The organism is Fusicatenibacter sp., from assembly GCF_050872605.1.
GTDB lineage: Bacteria > Bacillota > Clostridia > Lachnospirales > Lachnospiraceae > Fusicatenibacter.
Map to the genome: position 1 here is coordinate 108,045 of NZ_JBNMHD010000001.1, position 18,395 is coordinate 126,439.

Genomic DNA, 18,395 nt, shown 5'->3' on the forward strand with positions numbered 1-18,395 from the left:
ATCTGCGACCCCCACTACTCTGCCAGAATCTCGTGGATGTCCTGCAGACCCGTCTCCGTCGTTACGATGATAACGGAATCTCCTGCTTCAAAGGAATCCTGTCCACCCGGGATAATGACTTTTCCCTGGCGGGTGATGGCTGCTACCAGAAGGTTCGGCCGCGTCTTCATTTCCTGCAGACGGATGCCGATCAGACGGCAGTTCTGGTTCACGATAAATTCAAGGGCCTCGACACGATCCTCCATCAGCTTATACAGCGTCTCGACGTTGCTTCCGATGGAATTTTTCATCGCGCGGACGTACTGCAGAATGTATTCGGCAGTAATATGTTTCGGATAGATCAGGCTGTCCAGGTTCAGACTGTGGATGACATCGTTGAACTCCAGATGGTTGATCTTTGTTACAACTTTTGAAGATACTTTCTCTTTTGCGTACAGCGACAGGATAATGTTCTCCTCATCCATATCGGTGCAGGCCACAAAGGAATCCATATCCTGGATGCGCTCCTCTTTTAAGAGCTCCTGGTCGCTTCCGTCTCCGTAAATAACGGTGGCATCCGGCAGCGTCTCGCTTAAAACTTCGCAGCGGTCTTTGTTCTTCTCGATAATCTTGACATCCACATTCATATTCGCCAGTGATTTTGCAAGATAATACGTAATCTCGCCGCCGCCGACGATCATCGTGTTGCGTACCTTGTTCGTATGAACGCCGATTTTCTTGAACAGGTTCTCTGCGTTCTGCGGTGTGGTGATAATCGAAAGGCTGTCCTTCGCCTGAATCACAAAATTTCCATCCGGAATGTGAACCTCTCCGTTCCGCTCAACCGCGCAGACCAGCATGCTGTACTGAAGTGCTCCGGCAAGTTCGCGCAGTGACATGCGGACAATTTTCGATGTCTCCGGCACTTTGAAGCGCAGCATTTCGATTCTTCCTCGGGAAAAGCTGTCGATCTCGATCGCAGACGGGAAACGCAGCAGTCTTGCCATCTCCATGGCGGCCGCGTGCTCCGGGTTGATGATCATGGACAGACCCAGTTTCCGACGGATAAATTCTCTCTCCTCCCGATACATCGGGTTTCGAACTCTTGCGATGGTGTGGCAGTCTGCCGCCTGTTTGGCAATGACACAGCAAAGCAGGTTCATTTCATCACTTTTCGTTACCGCGATCATCAGGTCCGCATGCTCGATGTCGGCTTCCTGAAGCACCTGGTAACTTGCTCCGTTTCCTACGATTCCCATAACGTCGTAAGTATTGGAGACGTTGCGGACGACAATACTGTCTGTGTCGATGATCGTCACGTTGTTGTCCTCACGACTCAACTGGGCGGTCAGTGCGGTTCCGACTTTTCCGCATCCCACAATGATTATTTTCATGTTCTCTCCCTTCAATGCAAAAAAAGCATTTCGCGTAAAATAGTAAAGACCCGCCAGGCGGCATCGCAAAACCGTTTTTCGACGCACTCCAAAAAGCAGATCTGTACCCTATTGTACGATGGCGATTATATCATATTTCCCGGAAAAGCGGAATAGATTTTAACAACATTTTGCGCGGAGTTTTTGTGATGATTGACCAAAAAAGGGAAAACCTGTTAAACCTTGCGCTTGCTGCGACGGAAGTCGAACGACGGCGCGTGCCGGAGCTTGCGGCAGGCTACAACGCGGCCGAGCGGACATGGGAAGTAATTGTGCAGTATCAGGGGAATCTGGCATTTCTGGAAGAGCAGGGGGTACGCGTGACACTGCTGCTGTTCCAGTATGCGATTCTGCTGGTGCCGGAGTCTCTGATGGATTATGTGACGGGGCTGCCGCAGATTACATATCTGGAAAAACCGAAGCTCCTGTTTTTTGCGGATGCGTTTGCGCGGAGTGTTTCGTGTATTACGCCGGTGCAGGAAGGAATTTCGGGATTGTACGGGGACGGGGTGCTGCTCGCTTGTATTGATTCAGGCGTAGATTATGCGCACCCGGATTTCCGCTCGGCCGACGGGACAAGCAGAATTGCTCTTTTGTGGGACCAGACAATTCCCGGGAATCCGCCGATGGGATATGCGCTTGGGTCGGTATATACACGGCGGCAGATCAACGAGGCCCTCGCATCTTCTACGCCTGAGGAACGGTTTTCGCTCGTACCGTCCCGCGATGTGACGGGGCACGGGACGGCAGTGCTCGGGATTGCGGCGGGAAATGGACGTTCCTCGGCGGATGGGGCGATGCGGGGTGTGGCACCAGAGGCGACGCTCGTTGTTGTGAAACTTGGGAATCCTGACCCTGCAGATCTGCCGCGGACATCGCAGCTTTTACAGGCGGTGGATTTCTGTGTACGGTATGCACTGCTGGTGGAGCGGCCGCTTGTCATTAACCTGAGTTTCGGAAATAATTACGGGTCGCACAGCGGGGGATCGCTGATCGAAACGTATCTCAATGCGGTATCGAATCTGGGGCAGAACGTGATCTGTGTTGGGGCTGGAAATGAAGGGGACGCGGGACGACATTATGCAGGGAATTTAAAAACAAACCATAATGCCGTTTCTATTGAATTTCAAGTCGGCGCTTATGAATCTTCGTTCAGTCTTCAGATCTGGAAAGTTTACGGGGATGAAATTTCCATCGAACTGATTTCCCCCGGCGGCATCCGCTCCGGCGCGCTCTCTCCCGTCCTCGGCACCGCCCGTCTGACGCTCGGCCCGACGGAACTTCTTCTATTTTATGGCATGCCCTCCCCCTACAGCCAGGCACAGGAAATCTATCTGACGTTTCAGGGCGCAGGAAACCAGCTTTCCGTCGAAAGCGGCATCTGGACCTTACTCCTCACCCCCGGCCGCCTCATCTCGGGTTCTTTCGACCTCTGGCTCCCCGGCGGCAATGCCCTCGGTACGCAGACCCGCTTCTTCTCTCCTTCCACCGACACCACGCTCACCATCCCCTCCACCGCCCGCTCCTGCATCACCGTCGGTGCCTACGACCCCCGCCTCTCTTCCTACGCCAGCTTCTCCGGCCGCGGCTACACCCGCCTCCTCCACGAAATCAAACCCGACCTTGCCGCCCCCGGCGTCAACATTCCCGCTCCGCGCACTGGCGGCGGCTACGCCTCCTTCACCGGAACATCGTTCGCCACCCCGTTCGTTTCCGGAAGCGCAGCTCTTATGATGGAATGGGGCATCCTCCGCGGGAATGATCCTTTTTTATATGGAGAAAAATTAAAAGCGTATCTCATCGCAGGCGCCAAACCCATCGCCTCCGAAACCGAATACCCGAACCGGCGGGTTGGGTGGGGCGCACTGTGTCTAAATAACACTTTACCCTTTTGAAATAAACATCTTGAGAAACGTATAAAATCATGCTATAGTATTGAAAGCTAATTAATGTTTTTAATGAATTAACGTAAATAATGAAATTGGAGAAATTACAAAATGAAAATGTCAACGGCTGAAATAAAATTTTTAATTAAAGATTGTGTAAAGAAACCTGGAATGTATACTCCATCTGACTTTAAAGATTATATAACCCAAAAGAGTGACAAAGACGTTACACGGAATCAAATAACAGGGGCCATCAATCAATTAGTAGATTCTAAAGATATTATACGTGTCGAAAGAGGCTTATACTCAAACGATACAAATTATATCACAAAAGTCAAAGCGAATATAACCAATAGTGATACCTCTAATCGTTTAAAAAAAGAACTTTATACCGCCTTAAATGAAATGGAAAATATCTTTCTAAATGCAACTGGCTCAATTAGCATCTGGGATTTAAATAATAATCCTGAAATTATCACTAAGCTGCAATCCCTAAGGGAGTCTATAGACGAACTAAAAAACTTATGTAAATAATCTTTTATGATATTTTAATGAAAGGAACATATTATGCTCCAAGAAAGCAATCGTATAGAATTTAAGGCTGAGTTAAATGACAAACTTGAAAAAGAGGTGGTAGCCTTTTTAAACAATAGAGAAGGCGGTATTTTATACATTGGTATCGACGATAATGGAAAACCACTCATGTTGTCCGATATTGATTCTACGCAGTTAAAAATTGCCGACCGCATCAAAAATAATATTCTTCCCTCAACTTTAGGCTTATTCGACATTGTAATTGAAGAAATAGATAATATTCCCGTAATAAAAATTCTAATTTCCAGTGGTCTGGAAAAACCTTATTATGTAAGGAAACAAGGAATGTCCCCAAACGGGTGCTTCACACGAATGGGAACTTCCTCACAGCCCATGTCAACTGCAATGATTGATGACTTGTACAGCAAACGAATTCACAATACTCTAAGAAATATTATTTCTCCTCGACAAGATCTTACTTTTGCACAGTTAAAAATATATTATCAAGAACGGGGGTTGGAGCTGAATGAAAAGTTTGCAAATTCACTTGAGCTATTGACACCTGATGGCAAATACAATTATGTCGCATATCTGTTAGCTGATGAAAATGGTGTATCCATTAAGGTAGCAAAATATGCTGGAACTGATAAAGTTGATTTAGTTGAAAACGAAGAATATGGATACTGTTCTTTAATTAAAGCCACACATCAAGTGCTGGAAAAATTGAAAGTCGAAAATATTACGCGAGCCAAAGTAACAAATACCAAAAGAATAGAGAAAAATTTGGTTGAACCTATTCCACTACGTGAAGCTGTGATAAATACAATTGTACATTCAGATTTTTCGAAAGAAATACCACCTGTTTTTGAAATTTTCAATGACAAAATGGTTTTTACATCTTATGGCGGACTAATAGCCGGTCAAAGTGAAGATGACTTTTTCAGTTGCAGCAGTATGCCGCGGAATCGTGAATTAATGCGCGTATTCAAAGATGTTGGTCTTGTAGAACAGTTAGGTTCAGGGATGAGCAGAATTTTAAAAGCATACGACAAAAATATTTTCCATATATCTGATCATTTCATTAAAGTTGAATTTCCTTTTTCATTGCCAACAGAAACTACTATCATTGCCAATGGCGATGATAATGGCAATGATATTCCAGAAATAATAAAAATTTTGGAAATATTAGAAAAAAACGCTGCCATAACAGCAAAAGAAATAGCTGTCCAAATGAATATAAGTCCACGAAAAGTCAGTCGCCTTATAAAAACATTAAAAGAAAGCGGCAAAATTATTCGTGTTGGCTCTGATCGAAAGGGTTATTGGAAAATTCAAAATTAAAAAGGATTTTATGATGACAGTGACAGAAAAGCTACTGATGTAACGCAAAAATGGGATGAAGCATTTCTAAAACCGTTCCTTGCGCTTTATGACTAAACACTATCATATCAAGAGCCCCCGCCGGCAGGGATTAAAAATCCGAACCGGCAGGGGCTTCTCTTTTCTTATAAATACTGGCTGAATTCTACTTTTTCTTTATTCGGTCCTTCAATCGTAAAGAAACGGACGCCGTTGTCCCAGAAGGGAAGGAAATGGACTTCATCCTGCGTGGTGTTGAGTCCGGCAGCGGTAATCATTTCGTAAACTTTTTCAATGTCTTTTACGTCAATCGCCACATGGTCGATCGCTCCAGCTTTCAGAGCCGCGGCTTTGTTTTCATACGTTTCAATCACCAGCGTTCCAAGTTTTAAGAAAGCGACTTTTTCATTTGCCGCCTCATTCACGGTGCGGAATGCCGCTTCAAAACCAAGCTTTTCATAAAACGCAATCGTCGTCTCAATATCATTGGTCGGAATTCCCACATGCTGGATTCCATTTAACTGCTCTTTTAATTCCATTTTTGATCCCTCATTCTTTCTTCCACCTGCACCAGATCCGGCATGGCAGGAATGGCACCTTTTTTCTCTACGCAGAGACTTGCAACAGCATTTCCAAACCGGGCAAATGCTGCCAGTTCTTCCTGTGTCAGCTCTTCCAGACGTTTTCCCGACTGGCTGATCCGATATAAAAATCCACCCCAGAAGGAATCGCCTGCGCCGTTGGTATCTGCCACTTTTTCCACCGGAAATCCCGGAACGGTGCATCCGCCGTCTTTGCTGTACAGATACGCTCCATTTCCGCCAAGTGTCACGACAACTATTTTTACACCTTGATGATATAATGTTTCCGCGGCTTTTGCAACATTCTGCTCTCCGGTCAGAAGCTCCGTCTCCTCATCCGAAATTTTCATCAGATCTACATACGGAATCAGGCTTCTCATCTGCTCTTTTGCAGTACCTTCATCCGGCCACAGAGAAGCGCGGTAATTCGGATCATAGGAAATGATGCTTCCCTTGTTTTTGGCTCTTTTCACCGCATAAAATGTCGTATCGCGCGCCGGCTGATCCGTCAGCGACAGGGAACCCACATGGAAAATACTGGTCTGATCCAGCACATCAATATCCAGTTCCTCTTTCCGGATCTGGGTATCTGCTCCCGGTTTGCGCGCAAAAGAAAACGACCGCTCACCATCCGCACCGACTGCTACAAACGCCAGTGTCGTAAAATACTTCTCATCCAGAAGCATTCCTTTTGTTTCGACCTGCTCTTTTTTCAGCACTTCACGCAGAAATTCTCCATGCATATCCTTTCCTGCTTTTCCGAGAAATGCCGTGCGCCCGCCAAGTTTTGCTGCCGCAACGGTTACATTTGCCGGAGCTCCTCCTGGATTTCTCGCGTACAGCGTCTGTCCGTCCGCATTTTCTCCCTGCGGTGTAAAATCAATCAGAATTTCTCCAAATGCGGTAATATCATAAATGGAACGGCGGACCGAATCATTCGTATCCATCAGAAGGGATGCCTCCAGAAGACGCTCCAGAATTTTATCACATTCTGCCTCATTGTCCGTATGCACATGCAGTTCTCCTGTTTCAAACTCCGGCAGACTCAGCACACCCAGCATCGATTTTGCATCGACGGCATACCGTCCGCAGCACAGCTCTGCATCATATGGAATTCTCTCCACGATACTGACCAGCTTTCTCGCATTCTGCATCGTACCTAATGTTACTTTTGCAATCATTCTTCTATCTCCTATGCAAACAGGCTGATCACAATGGCACAGACCAGTCCAGTGATTCCAACGATGGTTTCCATGATCGTCCATGATTTCAATGTCGTTTTCTCATCTATTTCAAGCAGGGAGCTGACCAGCCAGAAACCAGAGTCGTTTACATGGCTGAATGCCGTCGCTCCGCCGTTGATGGCACAGACCATCGCAGCCAGATAAACCGGTGACAGCTGTGCGACACCCGGCATGGCAGCCATAATTCCAGCAGCCATCGTCATAGCAACTACCGCCGCTCCAACGGACGCACGGATCAGTGCCGCAATCAGAAAGGCAACGAGTACCAGCGGCAGTCCGCTCTTTTCCAGCGCCGGTCCGATAATATCACCCATTCCGCAGTCCTGCAGCACCCAGCGGATAATTCCGCCTCCGGTGATCACCAGCAGAATCTGTCCCGTCGGACGTAAGGAGCGGTCCAGAATCTTCTTCAGCTGCTCTCCGTCATACCCCTGTTTCTTTCCAAGGAAATACATCGCACACAGTACCGCAATAATCAGCGCAACAAACGGGGTACCAAGGAATTCCAGCACCGGACGGACACCATCGATTCCCGGAATATATTCGGAAATCGTGCTGCAGAGGATCAGTACCAGCGGAACAAGGATGATGCAGAGTACGGTTGAAAATTTCGGAAGATTGGCCTCCTCTGCCTCACGCACTTCCTGAATATTCGATGGAAGTCCGGTATCAATCCGGCTGCCGATAAATTTCGACCACAGAATTCCCGCAAACAGCAGGGATAAAATTCCGACCGGAACGCCGACAGCAATCATAACCCCAAGGTCAACATGCAGCATATTGGCAACCAGCACCGATCCGGCGGACGGCGGGATAAACGCAAATCCGGTCGCCAGTCCTGCAAGCAGCGGAATCACATAATATAAGGTAGATTTTTTTGTTTTTTTCGCAAGTCCAAATGCCAGTGGAATCAGAATGACAACACCGGCTTCAAAAAATACCGTTGTTCCCACAACCAGTCCGGTAATACCAAGCGCAATTCCCGCCTTTTTCTCGCCGAATTTATTGATCAATGTCTGTGCAACACACTGTGCACCGCCGGACACCTCGAGGATGCCGCCAAACAGCGAACCAAGTCCGATCAGAAGAACAATTCCCTGCAGTGTCTCGCCCGCTCCCTTTTCCACAGTGCTGATCAGCGTCGGAACCGGCATTCCGGCACCGAGCCCGATCACCAACGCAGAAATCAACAGGGATAATACCGGGTGAATTTTGAATTTGATAATCAACAGCAGCAGTAACACAATTCCCGCTGCCGCAGCAATAAGAAGTCTTGCCGGCTCTGCCGCAAATACCACTTCCGTCATTTTCCTCTTACCTCCTGCCCCGTCCGCTGCTGATTTTCAGGCAGCAGACGGAGATTCTTTCTCTTATTTCTGTACATATTTATGAATCGTTGCCTTTACGGCTCCCGGTCCTGCGATCATTTCGCGGAACATATCCTCAATCTTTTCTCCTACGCCGTCTTTGTAAAGATCGGTAAAGAACAGGCGCTCGTTGGAAAGAATCGGGCGGAGCTGGTCGGTAAAGGTTTCCGGTTTGCCGACTACGATATCTTTGAACTGTTCCTGAAGCTCCTCATTCATCGGGTCTGGAGCAAGCTCGAATTTTTCTCCGTTATCATCCACACCGAGCATATAGCGCAGCCATCCTGCAATGCCGAGCGGAATAGCGGTCAGGCGGGATGCATCGCCGAATTTCTTCACATATGCTTTGATGGTTTCACCGAAACGGATGCCGACCATCTGGGAAACATCAACGGCAAGACGGAGATTGGTATCTCCTAAATACTCATTCGGGAAACGGTCGTTGAACAGTTCGTCAACAAATGCCTGCGGGGAGAGGATTCCAGGATCTGCTACAACCGGAAGACCCTCATCGTAAGCGATCATGCGCGCCATCTTCATCATATCCTCGTTCGTATTCAGCATATGTGCGAACAGATCATAGCCAAGGACAACGCCGAGCGGTCCGGTTGCAGAGTGTACCGGGTTCAGGCAGACAGTTACTTTCATGCGCTCAGACAGATTGACGGTATTGCGGTCTGCCATGTAAACGCCGAATCCTTTTTCCAGAGCCGGTCTTCCGTTCGGGAAGCTGTCTTCGATGACAAGGTACTGCGGCTTCTCTGCATTGACAAATGGTGCAATGTACGTTTTCTTTCCGGTGATGACCGGCTGCATTTCTTCTACGCCGAGTGCCTCAAGATCTGCGGCAATCTGCTCGCTCGGGCGCGGGGTGATTTTATCGATCATGGTCCATGGGAACGCAACGGTTTTCTCATCGCTTACATATGCCATGAAATCGTCATCGACAAAGCCGGCTTTTTTCCACTCTTCTGCCATGGTCAGAACGGACTCCCGCAGTTTTGCACCGTTCTGGGAACAGTTATCCATGGAAACGAGTGCAATCGGATATTTTCCTGCTTTGTAACGGGTGAGCAGCATCGCAACAAGAACTGCCATCGCGCCAGTTGCTTTGTCCGGTCCGTTCTGGATATCCGCCTCAACGAATGGGAACCAGGTACCGTCTGCTTTCTGCAGAGCGTAGCCTTTTTCGGTGATGGTAAACGAAACCATCTGCAGGGACTTGCTTGCAAAGATTTCTTTCAGACGGTTCCACTGTGCCGGATCGGAAGACTGTGCTTTCACTGCCTCTGCGAGTGCGCCGAGCACCTTGTACTCACGGGTTCCGTCTCCATGCAGAATGACATTCAGTCCCAGGTTGTCGTATGGTTTGTAGATTTTGTCTACCACATCATAATCAAACGTTTCCACACAGGTAATACCGCGGTCCAGAACGCCGTCTTCCAGCAGTCCGTCTGCGATTCCGCCGATGAAAACACGGAAAATGTTGCCGATTCCAAAATGAACCCAGCCTGGCTCTTCCTTTGCTTTTTCCGATACCGCCTCTACATCATATCCCGGAAGTGCAATTCCTGCCTGCTCCCATGCTGCACGGTCTTTGATTCCATCTCTTGTTAATTTCATGTTGATTCCTCCTTGTTTTTCTCTTTGATTTACTTTCGCCTTTTACTTATGTTTATATCTAAGTCGTAAGTGAATTATATATCTATGCGATGAAAATTTCCATTGACAAAAAACACAATTTTACAATTTCGTTTTTAGCTATTTTTACCAGCTTTCAAAATTCCATTTTTCAATTCATCTTGTCGTTCTTTACCGGATCAAGTATAATAAGCTTTATCATACACATATTCTGCATGACACAAGGGAGGCTATTTTCATGGGAAAGCAATCCACCAGAGAAAATAAAACGATTTACCAGATCTGCCGCGAAGAAGCCGGCCTGACCCGGGCGGAAGCCAGCGAAAGAATGACGGCGGTTTCTGACTCGAAAATTGAAAAGTTCGAATACGAAATGCAGGAACCTGCACCTTACGATATTATCCAGATGGCGGACGCCTATCACCGCCCGGATCTCTGCAATTATTACTGCTCGCACAAATGTGAAATCGGCCAGCGTTACGTCCCGGAAGTGGAGGTCTCGGATCTCCCGGACATTATTCTGGAAACCATCGCCAGCCTGAATGAGATCAATCCGCTCACCTCACGCCTGATCCAGATCGCACGCGATGGGAAAATCAGTGATGACGAAATCAAGGATTTTGCCTTTATCAGCAACAAACTGGACGAAATTTCTCTGGCCATTGATTCCCTAAACCTCTGGGTCGAGAAAACCGCCGGGGAACAGGGGCTGAATATGGAGATGCTTCGCAAGGAGAAAGAAAAGCAGAAATAGGCACAAAAAAGGCAGTGAACTTTTTCTTCGTTCACTGCCTCATTTTTACATCCGCTGTAACTGATCTACGATGTTTTCAATTCTCCGGATCGCCTCTTCGACCTGGCGTTTTGCGGTGCTGATCCGGTCCTGGACCATCCAGTCTACGAAGAAGCCGTCGAAGAAATAATCTGCAAAGGTAAGAAAATCTCCGATGTCAAAATTTAAGTCGCAGGCCATATTCACGTCCCGCAGTTCTCTGCTGAAATTCCGCAGATCGTATTTGGCCTGCTCCATGTTTTCTTTTGCCTGGTCGATTTTGGAATGTTTGATCATGGTGGTGAAAAATCCGCCGCCGAACATATCGACCAGGCCCCAGTTCTTTGCACTGTTCAGATTATCTCTTGCTGTTTCCAGGCTCGAGATTGCTTTTCTTCCTGCGTCAATGGCTTCTCTTTTTTCTTTCTGAATATCGTATGTCATATGTTTGTTCCCCTTATCTTGAGGAATGTGATGCTGCAAGTGCGACCACTCCAGCGATCAGTAATAATGGAAATGCGATGTGGATCAGTCCGCCGAGCACCATTCCGATTAAGATGACCGGTAAGAAAACAACTGTGCAAAGCAGTTTCAGGATTCCCCAGGATGCTCTGAGTCCAAATATAAAAAATTTTCCAACGAAACCAATCATACAAATAGTAAATAATAATGATAACATAACGTTCTCCTTCTGGCTTTATTCTATCATAAGCCGTTCACTTTTTCTGTTGTTTTTTTACAAATCCGGATGTATTTTTCACGCCAATCTTATTACTGAAATTGGGATACTTTTCTATTTTTTCGATCATCCGAATCCGCCTGATTCTCTGTGCTGGATCCATCTGCTCACCTCTTTGTTTCATGTAATAGCCTGTCGTTGAGATGTAGTATAGCTGAATGGATCTGTAAAATATAGATCGGATGTAAGGAATTTTGGCCTTTTATTTCCCGGATTTCGAGAAATACAAACCCAGAACCCGAAAGAGAACTCGTATCGTGGCCTTTTTTATCTTTTTATTTTTTCACGAAACGCAACCGCCAGTGTCAAAAGTATTCCCGCTATGCTGCACCACATTCCTGCAGTTCGGCCCGGTGCGTGGTATTCGAGGACGATCTGGTGCTCACCCGCCGGGATTCTGGCACCAAGGAAAGATGTATTGGCGCGGAACACCTTTGTTTTCCGTCCATCGACTTTCAATACAAAGTTCTCATCGTATGGAATGCTGGTAATGAGGTATCCGTCTTTTTCTGCGGAAACCACACCGGTAATGCCGTCGCCGCCGTATGTCTTCGTTATTCCTCCAATTAAGGTAAGTTTCTGCTGATACAGCTGTTCTGTCTTTTCCGACGGCTGTGCTGTACCAACCCAGGCGGCAAGGTTTTTCAGCACGTAATGGCCTTTTCCCAGACGAAGCGATGCCGTTCCATCCTCTTTCATTGTGACGAGATAGTTAAAATGGGTATTTCCATTCGCATACGTATGGTAAACACCTGTCAGGCGGTTGGTCTGGCCGTTGATGCGGATAAACATATCATGGCCTGCTTTCTGATTGTCGACATCGAAGGAAACAGCAAGCAGTGTTGCTCCTTCTGCCGTGTCTGGCAGCTGCGCTGAAACGGTTACGGATTTTTTCGCCTCAATTTCATAGCCATCTGCTGTTTTCTGAATCCGAAGCCCTTCCTGGTTAGTCTCTGGAATTTCAAGTTCCGCCTTCTGGAAGCGGCTGTGAAACAGGGTTTTCACGGAATCATCGTTGGTGTCGGAGGCGTTTGTATCCAAAGCCTCAGTGCTGCCGGAACCGTCCGTGGATCCCGCCAGTCTTTCCTGATCCGGAATCACTGCTGTTGTCTCCAGGAGTTCCTGGTTCTGCGGATAGCTAAGAGACTTATACTCCGACTCCGAAACCACCTGATCTGTCACGTAGGCGATCGGCGCGGCAGCTTTTGCCCGATAGACCTGGAATTCGCCGTAATCGCGATAGAGTTCATACCCCTCCGGCTGTGTTTCCGCCAGAATGTACTTTACACCCATGAGCTGCCAGAACAGCGGATCATCCGAAACGGTCTGCATCATGCGGTTGCGGAATGCTTCGTTGATGCCGTATGTCTCGTCCCGGAACTTCTTGTATTCTGCATTGTATGCCGAAGAATAAATCGTCGAAATGTTCTGCCCGATATCCCAGATCCGGTTGACGTTTGCGATGTTCTGTCCGCCGTCTCCATACTGCTCGATGCGGTACCAGCCGGGATCTTCCGCACGGATTTCGCGGACCGCTTCAGCAATTTTTTCATCTGTCAGGGAATCATACGTTTCGTATGGAATCATCACATTTTTTTCCTGATTGATCACTTTTCCGGTGAATAAAAGAATCACTGCGCTGAAGATGAGCGGCAGGAACGGAAGTGTCCTTCCCCGAAGCAGTTTTTTGGCCGGAAACCAGCGCCACACCAGATAGCATACTGTTACACAGATTACATCCTGCATGCCAAGATGCCAGTATTTATCAAAATAAGTTTCCTGCTTTGCGTTCCACATCAGAAACAGCATGATACCGTACGGCAGCAGTTCCCGCAGTTCTGCCATGACTTTCCGCATCAATTTTCCGGAACTTCGTTTTTTTCCACACTCCCGTTTCCGGGCAAGCTGGTTTTCCACATAAAGTGCGGCTTCTGCACAGAGAACCGGGAGAAACGGGAGAAATACTTTGTCTTTGCTGTACAGTCCGCCGTTCAGCAGGTAGCCAAAGATGGGAATACAGAAAAGGACAAGCAGAAACAGCGACAGCAGTTTTTCCCGGAACCGGCTTTTTCCAAGTATCCGGCCAAAGAGTGCTGTTGCTGCAAAGGAAGAAAGACCGATGCCGTACGGCGTATAGCAGAGCCGCAGGATCAGAAACTGCGGTTTCCACATCGCCGGGTCGGTAAAGAGTCCTGCGATCCCGCCCTCTGCGCTGCCGCGTCCGCCGCTGCTGCCGCCGAACAGTGCAGCAGCCGATGGAATCAGCAGAATGCCGGAAAGCAGGATTCCGGCAAGAACTGGAAGTGCAAACCGGATTGCTGCGCGGAAAAAATCTCGAACCGCCATTGCCGTTTTCCTGTGTCCGGCAGTTTTAAAATACTCCGTCACCGCATACGCCGTAAGCGCAATCAACCCGCCGACAGAAAAATAAAAGCTGGTCAGAATCATCCCCAGAATGGCAAGGATCAGCATTCCGCTCTTTTTTTTCTGAAAATGGCGGTCTACGCCCATCAACGCCAGGATCAGAAACGGCATATAGTTGACAAACATCAGCTGATTATAGGAATGATACAGAAGTGCGGTAGAACACGTAAAGAAAAGGGATGTAAAAAGGCAGGTGCCATAGTGCAGACCCTTCCGGCAAAGCCACAGGTAAAAGAGTGCCGCATCCGCCGCATACAGCACCGCAGAGGAACCCATCACCCACAGATCCATCGGGATAAATGGGAAGAAATACGACAGCAATACCGTCGGACTCAGCAGGCCGTAGTAGGCAAAATTGTAAATATTCTGTCCGCCGCCCAGGTTCCAGGCGAACTCGGGGAACAGGTTTCCAGTGGCGTAAAACCGTTTCCGGAAGTAATCGGCAAGCGTACTGTGCTGGCTGATCCAGTCGATGGTGGAACCAAATACACCGTAACGCAGGACAAACAGCCAGCACAGAAATAAAGCAAAGAGAAACAGACCCGCCGCCGTGAAATCCTTTGGATCAAGGTTATGAAAGAACGTTCTGATCTTTCCTTCTGAATATCGTTCTTTTTTCCGTGTTTTCCCCAGGCTTTTCGTTTCCTTTATGATTTCGTTTCTCATGCCCGGATCTCTCCTCTTGTCGAAATGTGGCGCTTATCCGCGTATTCCGGAAAGTACACGTTTTTCTTCTCTGCCGGATGTGCTTCTCTTCTCCGCTTTGCAGCGCTGTCGTGTTTTTTCACCGGCTGCGGGCTGTGTTTCTCAGCCATTTCCTCGCTTGTCTCTTTTAAAAGATAGATCGGGCGGTGTTTTGTCTCAAGATACGTTTTGGAAAGATAAACACCTACAATTCCGGTGCAGAAAAGCTGTACACCGCTCACCAGGAAAATGATGCACACCATCGAAGGCCATCCTGCGACAGGGTCTCCAAACAGCAGAGTTCTTCCGACGATAAACACGATCATAATCATGGAAATCAGGAAAAAAATCACACCCATGACCGAAGCAAGCGACAGAGGCGCAACCGAAAATCCCGTGATTCCATCGATCGAGTAAGCAAGAAGCTTGTGAAGCGGCCACTTCGATGTTCCGGCGCAGCGGTCCTCGTGCTCGAATTCCAGCCATTCCGTATGAAAGCCGACCCATCCGAAAATACCCTTCGAGAAACGATTGTATTCGCTCATTTCCAGCACGGCATCCACCATTTTGCGGCTCATCAGGCGGTAGTCCCGCGCGCCGCTTACGATCTCTGTTTTGGAAAGGCGGTTGATCACACCGTAGAAGGCATTTGAGAGAAACGATTTGATTTTTCCCTCGCCCTCCCGCGAGCTGCGGCGTGCTGCCACGCAGTCACACGTTCCGCTCTGCAGCATCTCGTACATTTTCGGGAGAAGCGCCGGCGGATCCTGGAGGTCAACGTCCATCACGGTCACGTAATCACCTTCTGCCGCCTGCAGTCCGGCGTACATAGCGGCCTCTTTTCCGAAATTTCTGGAAAAGGAAAGGTAACGGCAGCGCGCATCTTTTCTGGCAAGCTGGCGCATTTCGAACAGGCTGTGATCTTTCGATCCGTCGTCGACAAAGATCAGCTCGAACTGAACCTTCTGCAGTTCTTCCATCTCATCCATCTGGCGTGTCATCGCGTCATAATAGACCGGGATTGCTTCCTCTTCATTGTAACATGGTATGATAATACTGATTGTTTCCATCTTTTTTCCTCCCCAGGATTACAGTCGGCAGAGCTCCTGCCTCCGGTAATCTTGATTCTGTCTCATTCTTATGCAAGTCAAATACTTCTTTTTATCATTCTTTGGCAGCTGCACTGCCTGTATCACTTTTCCAGATTCTCGTCTGCCTCCGGAAAATGCAAGGTTACTTTAAACAGATCGCCGTCTGTCGCAAGCTCCATGCGTCCGCCCATGTTGGCGGTATAGCTCGATGCAATCGCAAGGCCGAGCCCGTGGCCCTCGCTCGTCCGTGACTTGTCGCCGCGTACGAAGCGCTCCATCATCTCTTCTGCTTCAAAATTCATTTCATACGCAGAAATGTTTTTCATCGTCACGAAAATCTCCCCGTTTTCTTTTCCCGCGTCGATGTAAACTCTCGTTCCGTCCAGGCTGTATTTCAGGATATTTTCTACCAGATTCTGTACCACACGGTACATCTTTCCATTGTCGCCAAGGAACGGCAGCGGCTCTTCGCCAAGTGATGTGCGGAACGACAGGCCGCTCTGTGCAATCGCATCGTCCATATCGGCGAGTGTCTGCTCGATCAGGCGCTTCATGTCCATTTTTTCCATCTGGAATTTCTCGGTTCCGCTGGTCGATTTGGAGAGTTCAAAGAGGCTCTGAATCATCTCTTTTAGCTGCTCCTGTTTCGTGGAAATGACTTCAACGTAATCCTGTGCCGCCGGGGTCAGATCTTCTTTTTTCAGCAGATCGGTATAGCCGACCATCGAAGTGAGCGGTGTTTTCAGATCGTGCGATACATTGGTGATCAGGTCGATTTTCAAACGCTCTGCCTGCATCTGTTTTTCCACGCTCTTCTGCATGGCACTCTCGATGTTTTCCAGCTCCGCGAATGCCGGGTACAGCAGGGATTTTTCGGAGATTTCGTTAATCCGGCTTTCCATGCTGCCCTCTGCCATGGTGTGGATCTGTTCCATCAGAAGTCCCATCTCGCGGTTCAGGCGGCTGCGATGCGTTTTCCAGGCAAACAGAATGAGAATCAGTGCAGTCATGACAAAGATCAGAACAAACATCACTTCACTGTCCCAGTCATCTGCAAGTCCGGCAAGCATGGTGATAAAGATCAGAAGTTCCAAGACAAGCGCGATGCGGAACGGCCATCTGCTCTGGGCAGCGAGCTGCTTTTCCAGGCTGGTGCGGACTTTGTATCGCTCGATTTCCTGAACGATCCAAAAAGTTTCTTTCAGTTGTTTTTCTGTATAACGGTACAGAAGGATTCCGGCACAGAGAAGGAAAATACCGCATACGAGAAAGAGCAATACGCCAGTCTGTATGCATCCTCCCACTGCGTTCGGCCATCTGGCTGCGAAGCTGTAGCTGATGTAGCTGTGCCGGAATGGCCGGATCCATTGGTAAAGGGTGAAGCCTCCGATCAGGATCAAAAGTTCGTTTGGCAGCTTTTCGGATTTTTTCAGGTACAGCTGCTCTTTTTCGGTTTCGGCGGCGGCTCTGGCTTCAAACTGCAATTGTTTCATCTGTCTTGCTCTGGCTGCTTCTTCGGTTTCGGAATCGGCTGCTGTTCCGTTTTCTTCGGATGCTGTCTTTTGTGCTGCTGGTTCGTTATCCATAAAAGCAGTCATCGCCGGGCTCCAGGTGTTTTTCCAGTATTTCCATACCAGATAACATGCTGCGGCTATGCTCACTGCACCGGCGACGGTCAGTCCCACACCGACTCCCCAGTCGATGCCGCGCCAGAAGCCCCAGGCAAATTCTTCGCCCCATTTCCGCAGGAGTTTTCCGCACAGGATGAGTACCATGCCAAGATCGATGAGCATCCAGGTCAGGATTCGTTTTTCTGTTTTAGTCAATTTTTTCGATTTTGTATCCAATTCCCCACACCACCTTTAAATATTTTGGATTTTTGGGCGTGATCTCGATTTTTTCACGGATACGCCGGATGTGTACCATGACGGTATTTTCTACGCTGTACGCGTCTTCCTGCCAGACCTGGCTGTAGATTTCTTCGGCTGGGAAGACGTAGCCGGGGTGTTCCATCAAAAGTTCCATGATTTTGTATTCGGTCGCGGTCAGGCGGACGGGTTCGCCGTCAACGAGGAGTTCTTTTGTGTTTCGGTTCAGAAGAAGGCCGCCGTTTTTTAATATATCCTGGCTCTGGGCAGTTCCGCTGGCTGCTCCCAGCGAGAAATAACGTCTGAGCTGGGATTTGACGCGGGCCATCAGCTCGGCTGTGTTGTATGGTTTTGTCACGTAATCATCGGCACCCATGGAGAGGCCGATGACTTTGTCGCTCTCTTCGGTTTTGGCGGAGAGCATGATGATTGGGATGTTATTTTTTTCTCTTATTTTCATCAGGGCGGAGAGGCCGTTCATTTTGGGCATCATGACGTCCAGAAGGATCAGGTGGATCTGTTCGGTCATGAGGATGTCGAGGGCCTCCATGCCGTTGTAGGCTTTTTTTACTTTGTAGCCTTCCAGTTCTAATAGTTTGCCGAGAGATCTTACGATTTCACGGTCGTCGTCTACGACTAATATGTTGTATTGGTTCATGTTGTTTTTCCCCTCTTGGTTCTATGGTGTTTATCATAGCAGAGAAAACGGATATTCTTTTGATGAAAAACTGACATTTTTCTTAAGATAACGGACGGGCGCAGCGGGGCAGGCATCATGGGCGGCTGGGCTGTT

General features: G+C 48.2%; 15 protein-coding genes. 4 read left to right on the plus strand and 11 right to left on the minus strand.

Features of this window, described 5'->3' with window-relative positions; translation table 11 throughout:
• Positions 1-14 precede the first annotated feature (14 nt).
• Positions 15-1,388: a Trk system potassium transporter TrkA gene (trkA, locus tag ACY2VT_RS00525; protein ID WP_461878497.1), complete on the minus strand. Its 1,374-nt coding sequence runs from the start codon at positions 1,386-1,388 to the stop codon at positions 15-17.
• Positions 1,389-1,561: 173 nt separating this feature from the next.
• Between trkA and ACY2VT_RS00530 the strand changes: the two genes are divergently transcribed.
• From ACY2VT_RS00530 to ACY2VT_RS00540, 3 genes are all read left to right on the plus strand, one after another.
• Entirely contained in the window at positions 1,562-3,307 is a 1,746-nt protein-coding gene (locus ACY2VT_RS00530; protein ID WP_461878498.1) for a S8 family peptidase, read from the plus strand.
• 102 nt (positions 3,308-3,409) lie between these two features.
• Complete coding sequence (locus ACY2VT_RS00535) at positions 3,410-3,832, plus strand: hypothetical protein (RefSeq protein ID WP_461878499.1); 423 nt, start codon at positions 3,410-3,412, stop codon at positions 3,830-3,832.
• A gap of 33 nt (positions 3,833-3,865) precedes the next feature.
• Positions 3,866-5,173 carry an RNA-binding domain-containing protein gene (locus ACY2VT_RS00540; RefSeq protein WP_461878500.1) on the plus strand — a complete coding sequence of 436 codons (1,308 nt, stop codon included), beginning with the start codon at positions 3,866-3,868 and terminating at the stop codon, positions 5,171-5,173.
• 164 nt (positions 5,174-5,337) lie between these two features.
• Here ACY2VT_RS00540 and ACY2VT_RS00545 read toward each other — a convergent pair whose 3' ends face one another.
• The 4 genes from ACY2VT_RS00545 to ACY2VT_RS00560 all read right to left on the minus strand — a co-directional run bounded on the left by ACY2VT_RS00545 (position 5,338) and on the right by ACY2VT_RS00560 (position 10,006).
• Positions 5,338-5,730, minus strand: a complete 393-nt coding sequence (locus tag ACY2VT_RS00545; protein ID WP_461878501.1) for a VOC family protein — start codon at positions 5,728-5,730, stop codon at positions 5,338-5,340.
• On the minus strand, positions 5,721-6,719 hold the full coding sequence (locus tag ACY2VT_RS00550; protein ID WP_461878552.1) for a carbohydrate kinase family protein: 999 nt from the start codon (positions 6,717-6,719) through the stop codon (positions 5,721-5,723). Before ACY2VT_RS00550 ends, ACY2VT_RS00545 begins: the two co-directional genes overlap by 10 nt.
• Positions 6,720-6,964: 245 nt before the next feature.
• Positions 6,965-8,323: a GntP family permease gene (locus ACY2VT_RS00555; RefSeq protein WP_461878502.1), complete on the minus strand. Its 1,359-nt coding sequence runs from the start codon at positions 8,321-8,323 to the stop codon at positions 6,965-6,967.
• Between the two features lie 63 nt (positions 8,324-8,386).
• Positions 8,387-10,006: a mannitol dehydrogenase family protein gene (locus ACY2VT_RS00560; protein ID WP_461878503.1), complete on the minus strand. Its 1,620-nt coding sequence runs from the start codon at positions 10,004-10,006 to the stop codon at positions 8,387-8,389.
• 256 nt (positions 10,007-10,262) lie between these two features.
• Between ACY2VT_RS00560 and ACY2VT_RS00565 the strand changes: the two genes are divergently transcribed.
• Positions 10,263-10,778: a helix-turn-helix domain-containing protein gene (locus ACY2VT_RS00565; RefSeq protein WP_461878504.1), complete on the plus strand. Its 516-nt coding sequence runs from the start codon at positions 10,263-10,265 to the stop codon at positions 10,776-10,778.
• A 45-nt stretch (positions 10,779-10,823) separates the two neighbouring features.
• Here ACY2VT_RS00565 and ACY2VT_RS00570 read toward each other — a convergent pair whose 3' ends face one another.
• From ACY2VT_RS00570 to ACY2VT_RS00595, 6 genes are all read right to left on the minus strand, one after another.
• Positions 10,824-11,240, minus strand: coding sequence for a hypothetical protein (locus ACY2VT_RS00570; protein WP_461877867.1), 417 nt, complete (start codon positions 11,238-11,240; stop codon positions 10,824-10,826).
• A 13-nt stretch (positions 11,241-11,253) separates the two neighbouring features.
• Positions 11,254-11,475 carry a hypothetical protein gene (locus ACY2VT_RS00575; protein WP_461878505.1) on the minus strand — a complete coding sequence of 74 codons (222 nt, stop codon included), beginning with the start codon at positions 11,473-11,475 and terminating at the stop codon, positions 11,254-11,256.
• A gap of 327 nt (positions 11,476-11,802) precedes the next feature.
• On the minus strand, positions 11,803-14,625 hold the full coding sequence (locus ACY2VT_RS00580) for a YfhO family protein (RefSeq protein WP_461878506.1): 2,823 nt from the start codon (positions 14,623-14,625) through the stop codon (positions 11,803-11,805).
• Entirely contained in the window at positions 14,622-15,713 is a 1,092-nt protein-coding gene (locus ACY2VT_RS00585) for a glycosyltransferase family 2 protein (RefSeq protein WP_461878507.1), read from the minus strand. Before ACY2VT_RS00585 ends, ACY2VT_RS00580 begins: the two co-directional genes overlap by 4 nt.
• A gap of 122 nt (positions 15,714-15,835) precedes the next feature.
• On the minus strand, positions 15,836-17,560 hold the full coding sequence (locus tag ACY2VT_RS00590; RefSeq protein ID WP_461878508.1) for a sensor histidine kinase: 1,725 nt from the start codon (positions 17,558-17,560) through the stop codon (positions 15,836-15,838).
• Entirely contained in the window at positions 17,553-18,260 is a 708-nt protein-coding gene (locus ACY2VT_RS00595; protein WP_461878509.1) for a response regulator transcription factor, read from the minus strand. The genes ACY2VT_RS00590 and ACY2VT_RS00595 overlap by 8 nt, the downstream gene beginning before the upstream one ends.
• Positions 18,261-18,395: the final 135 nt, after the last annotated feature.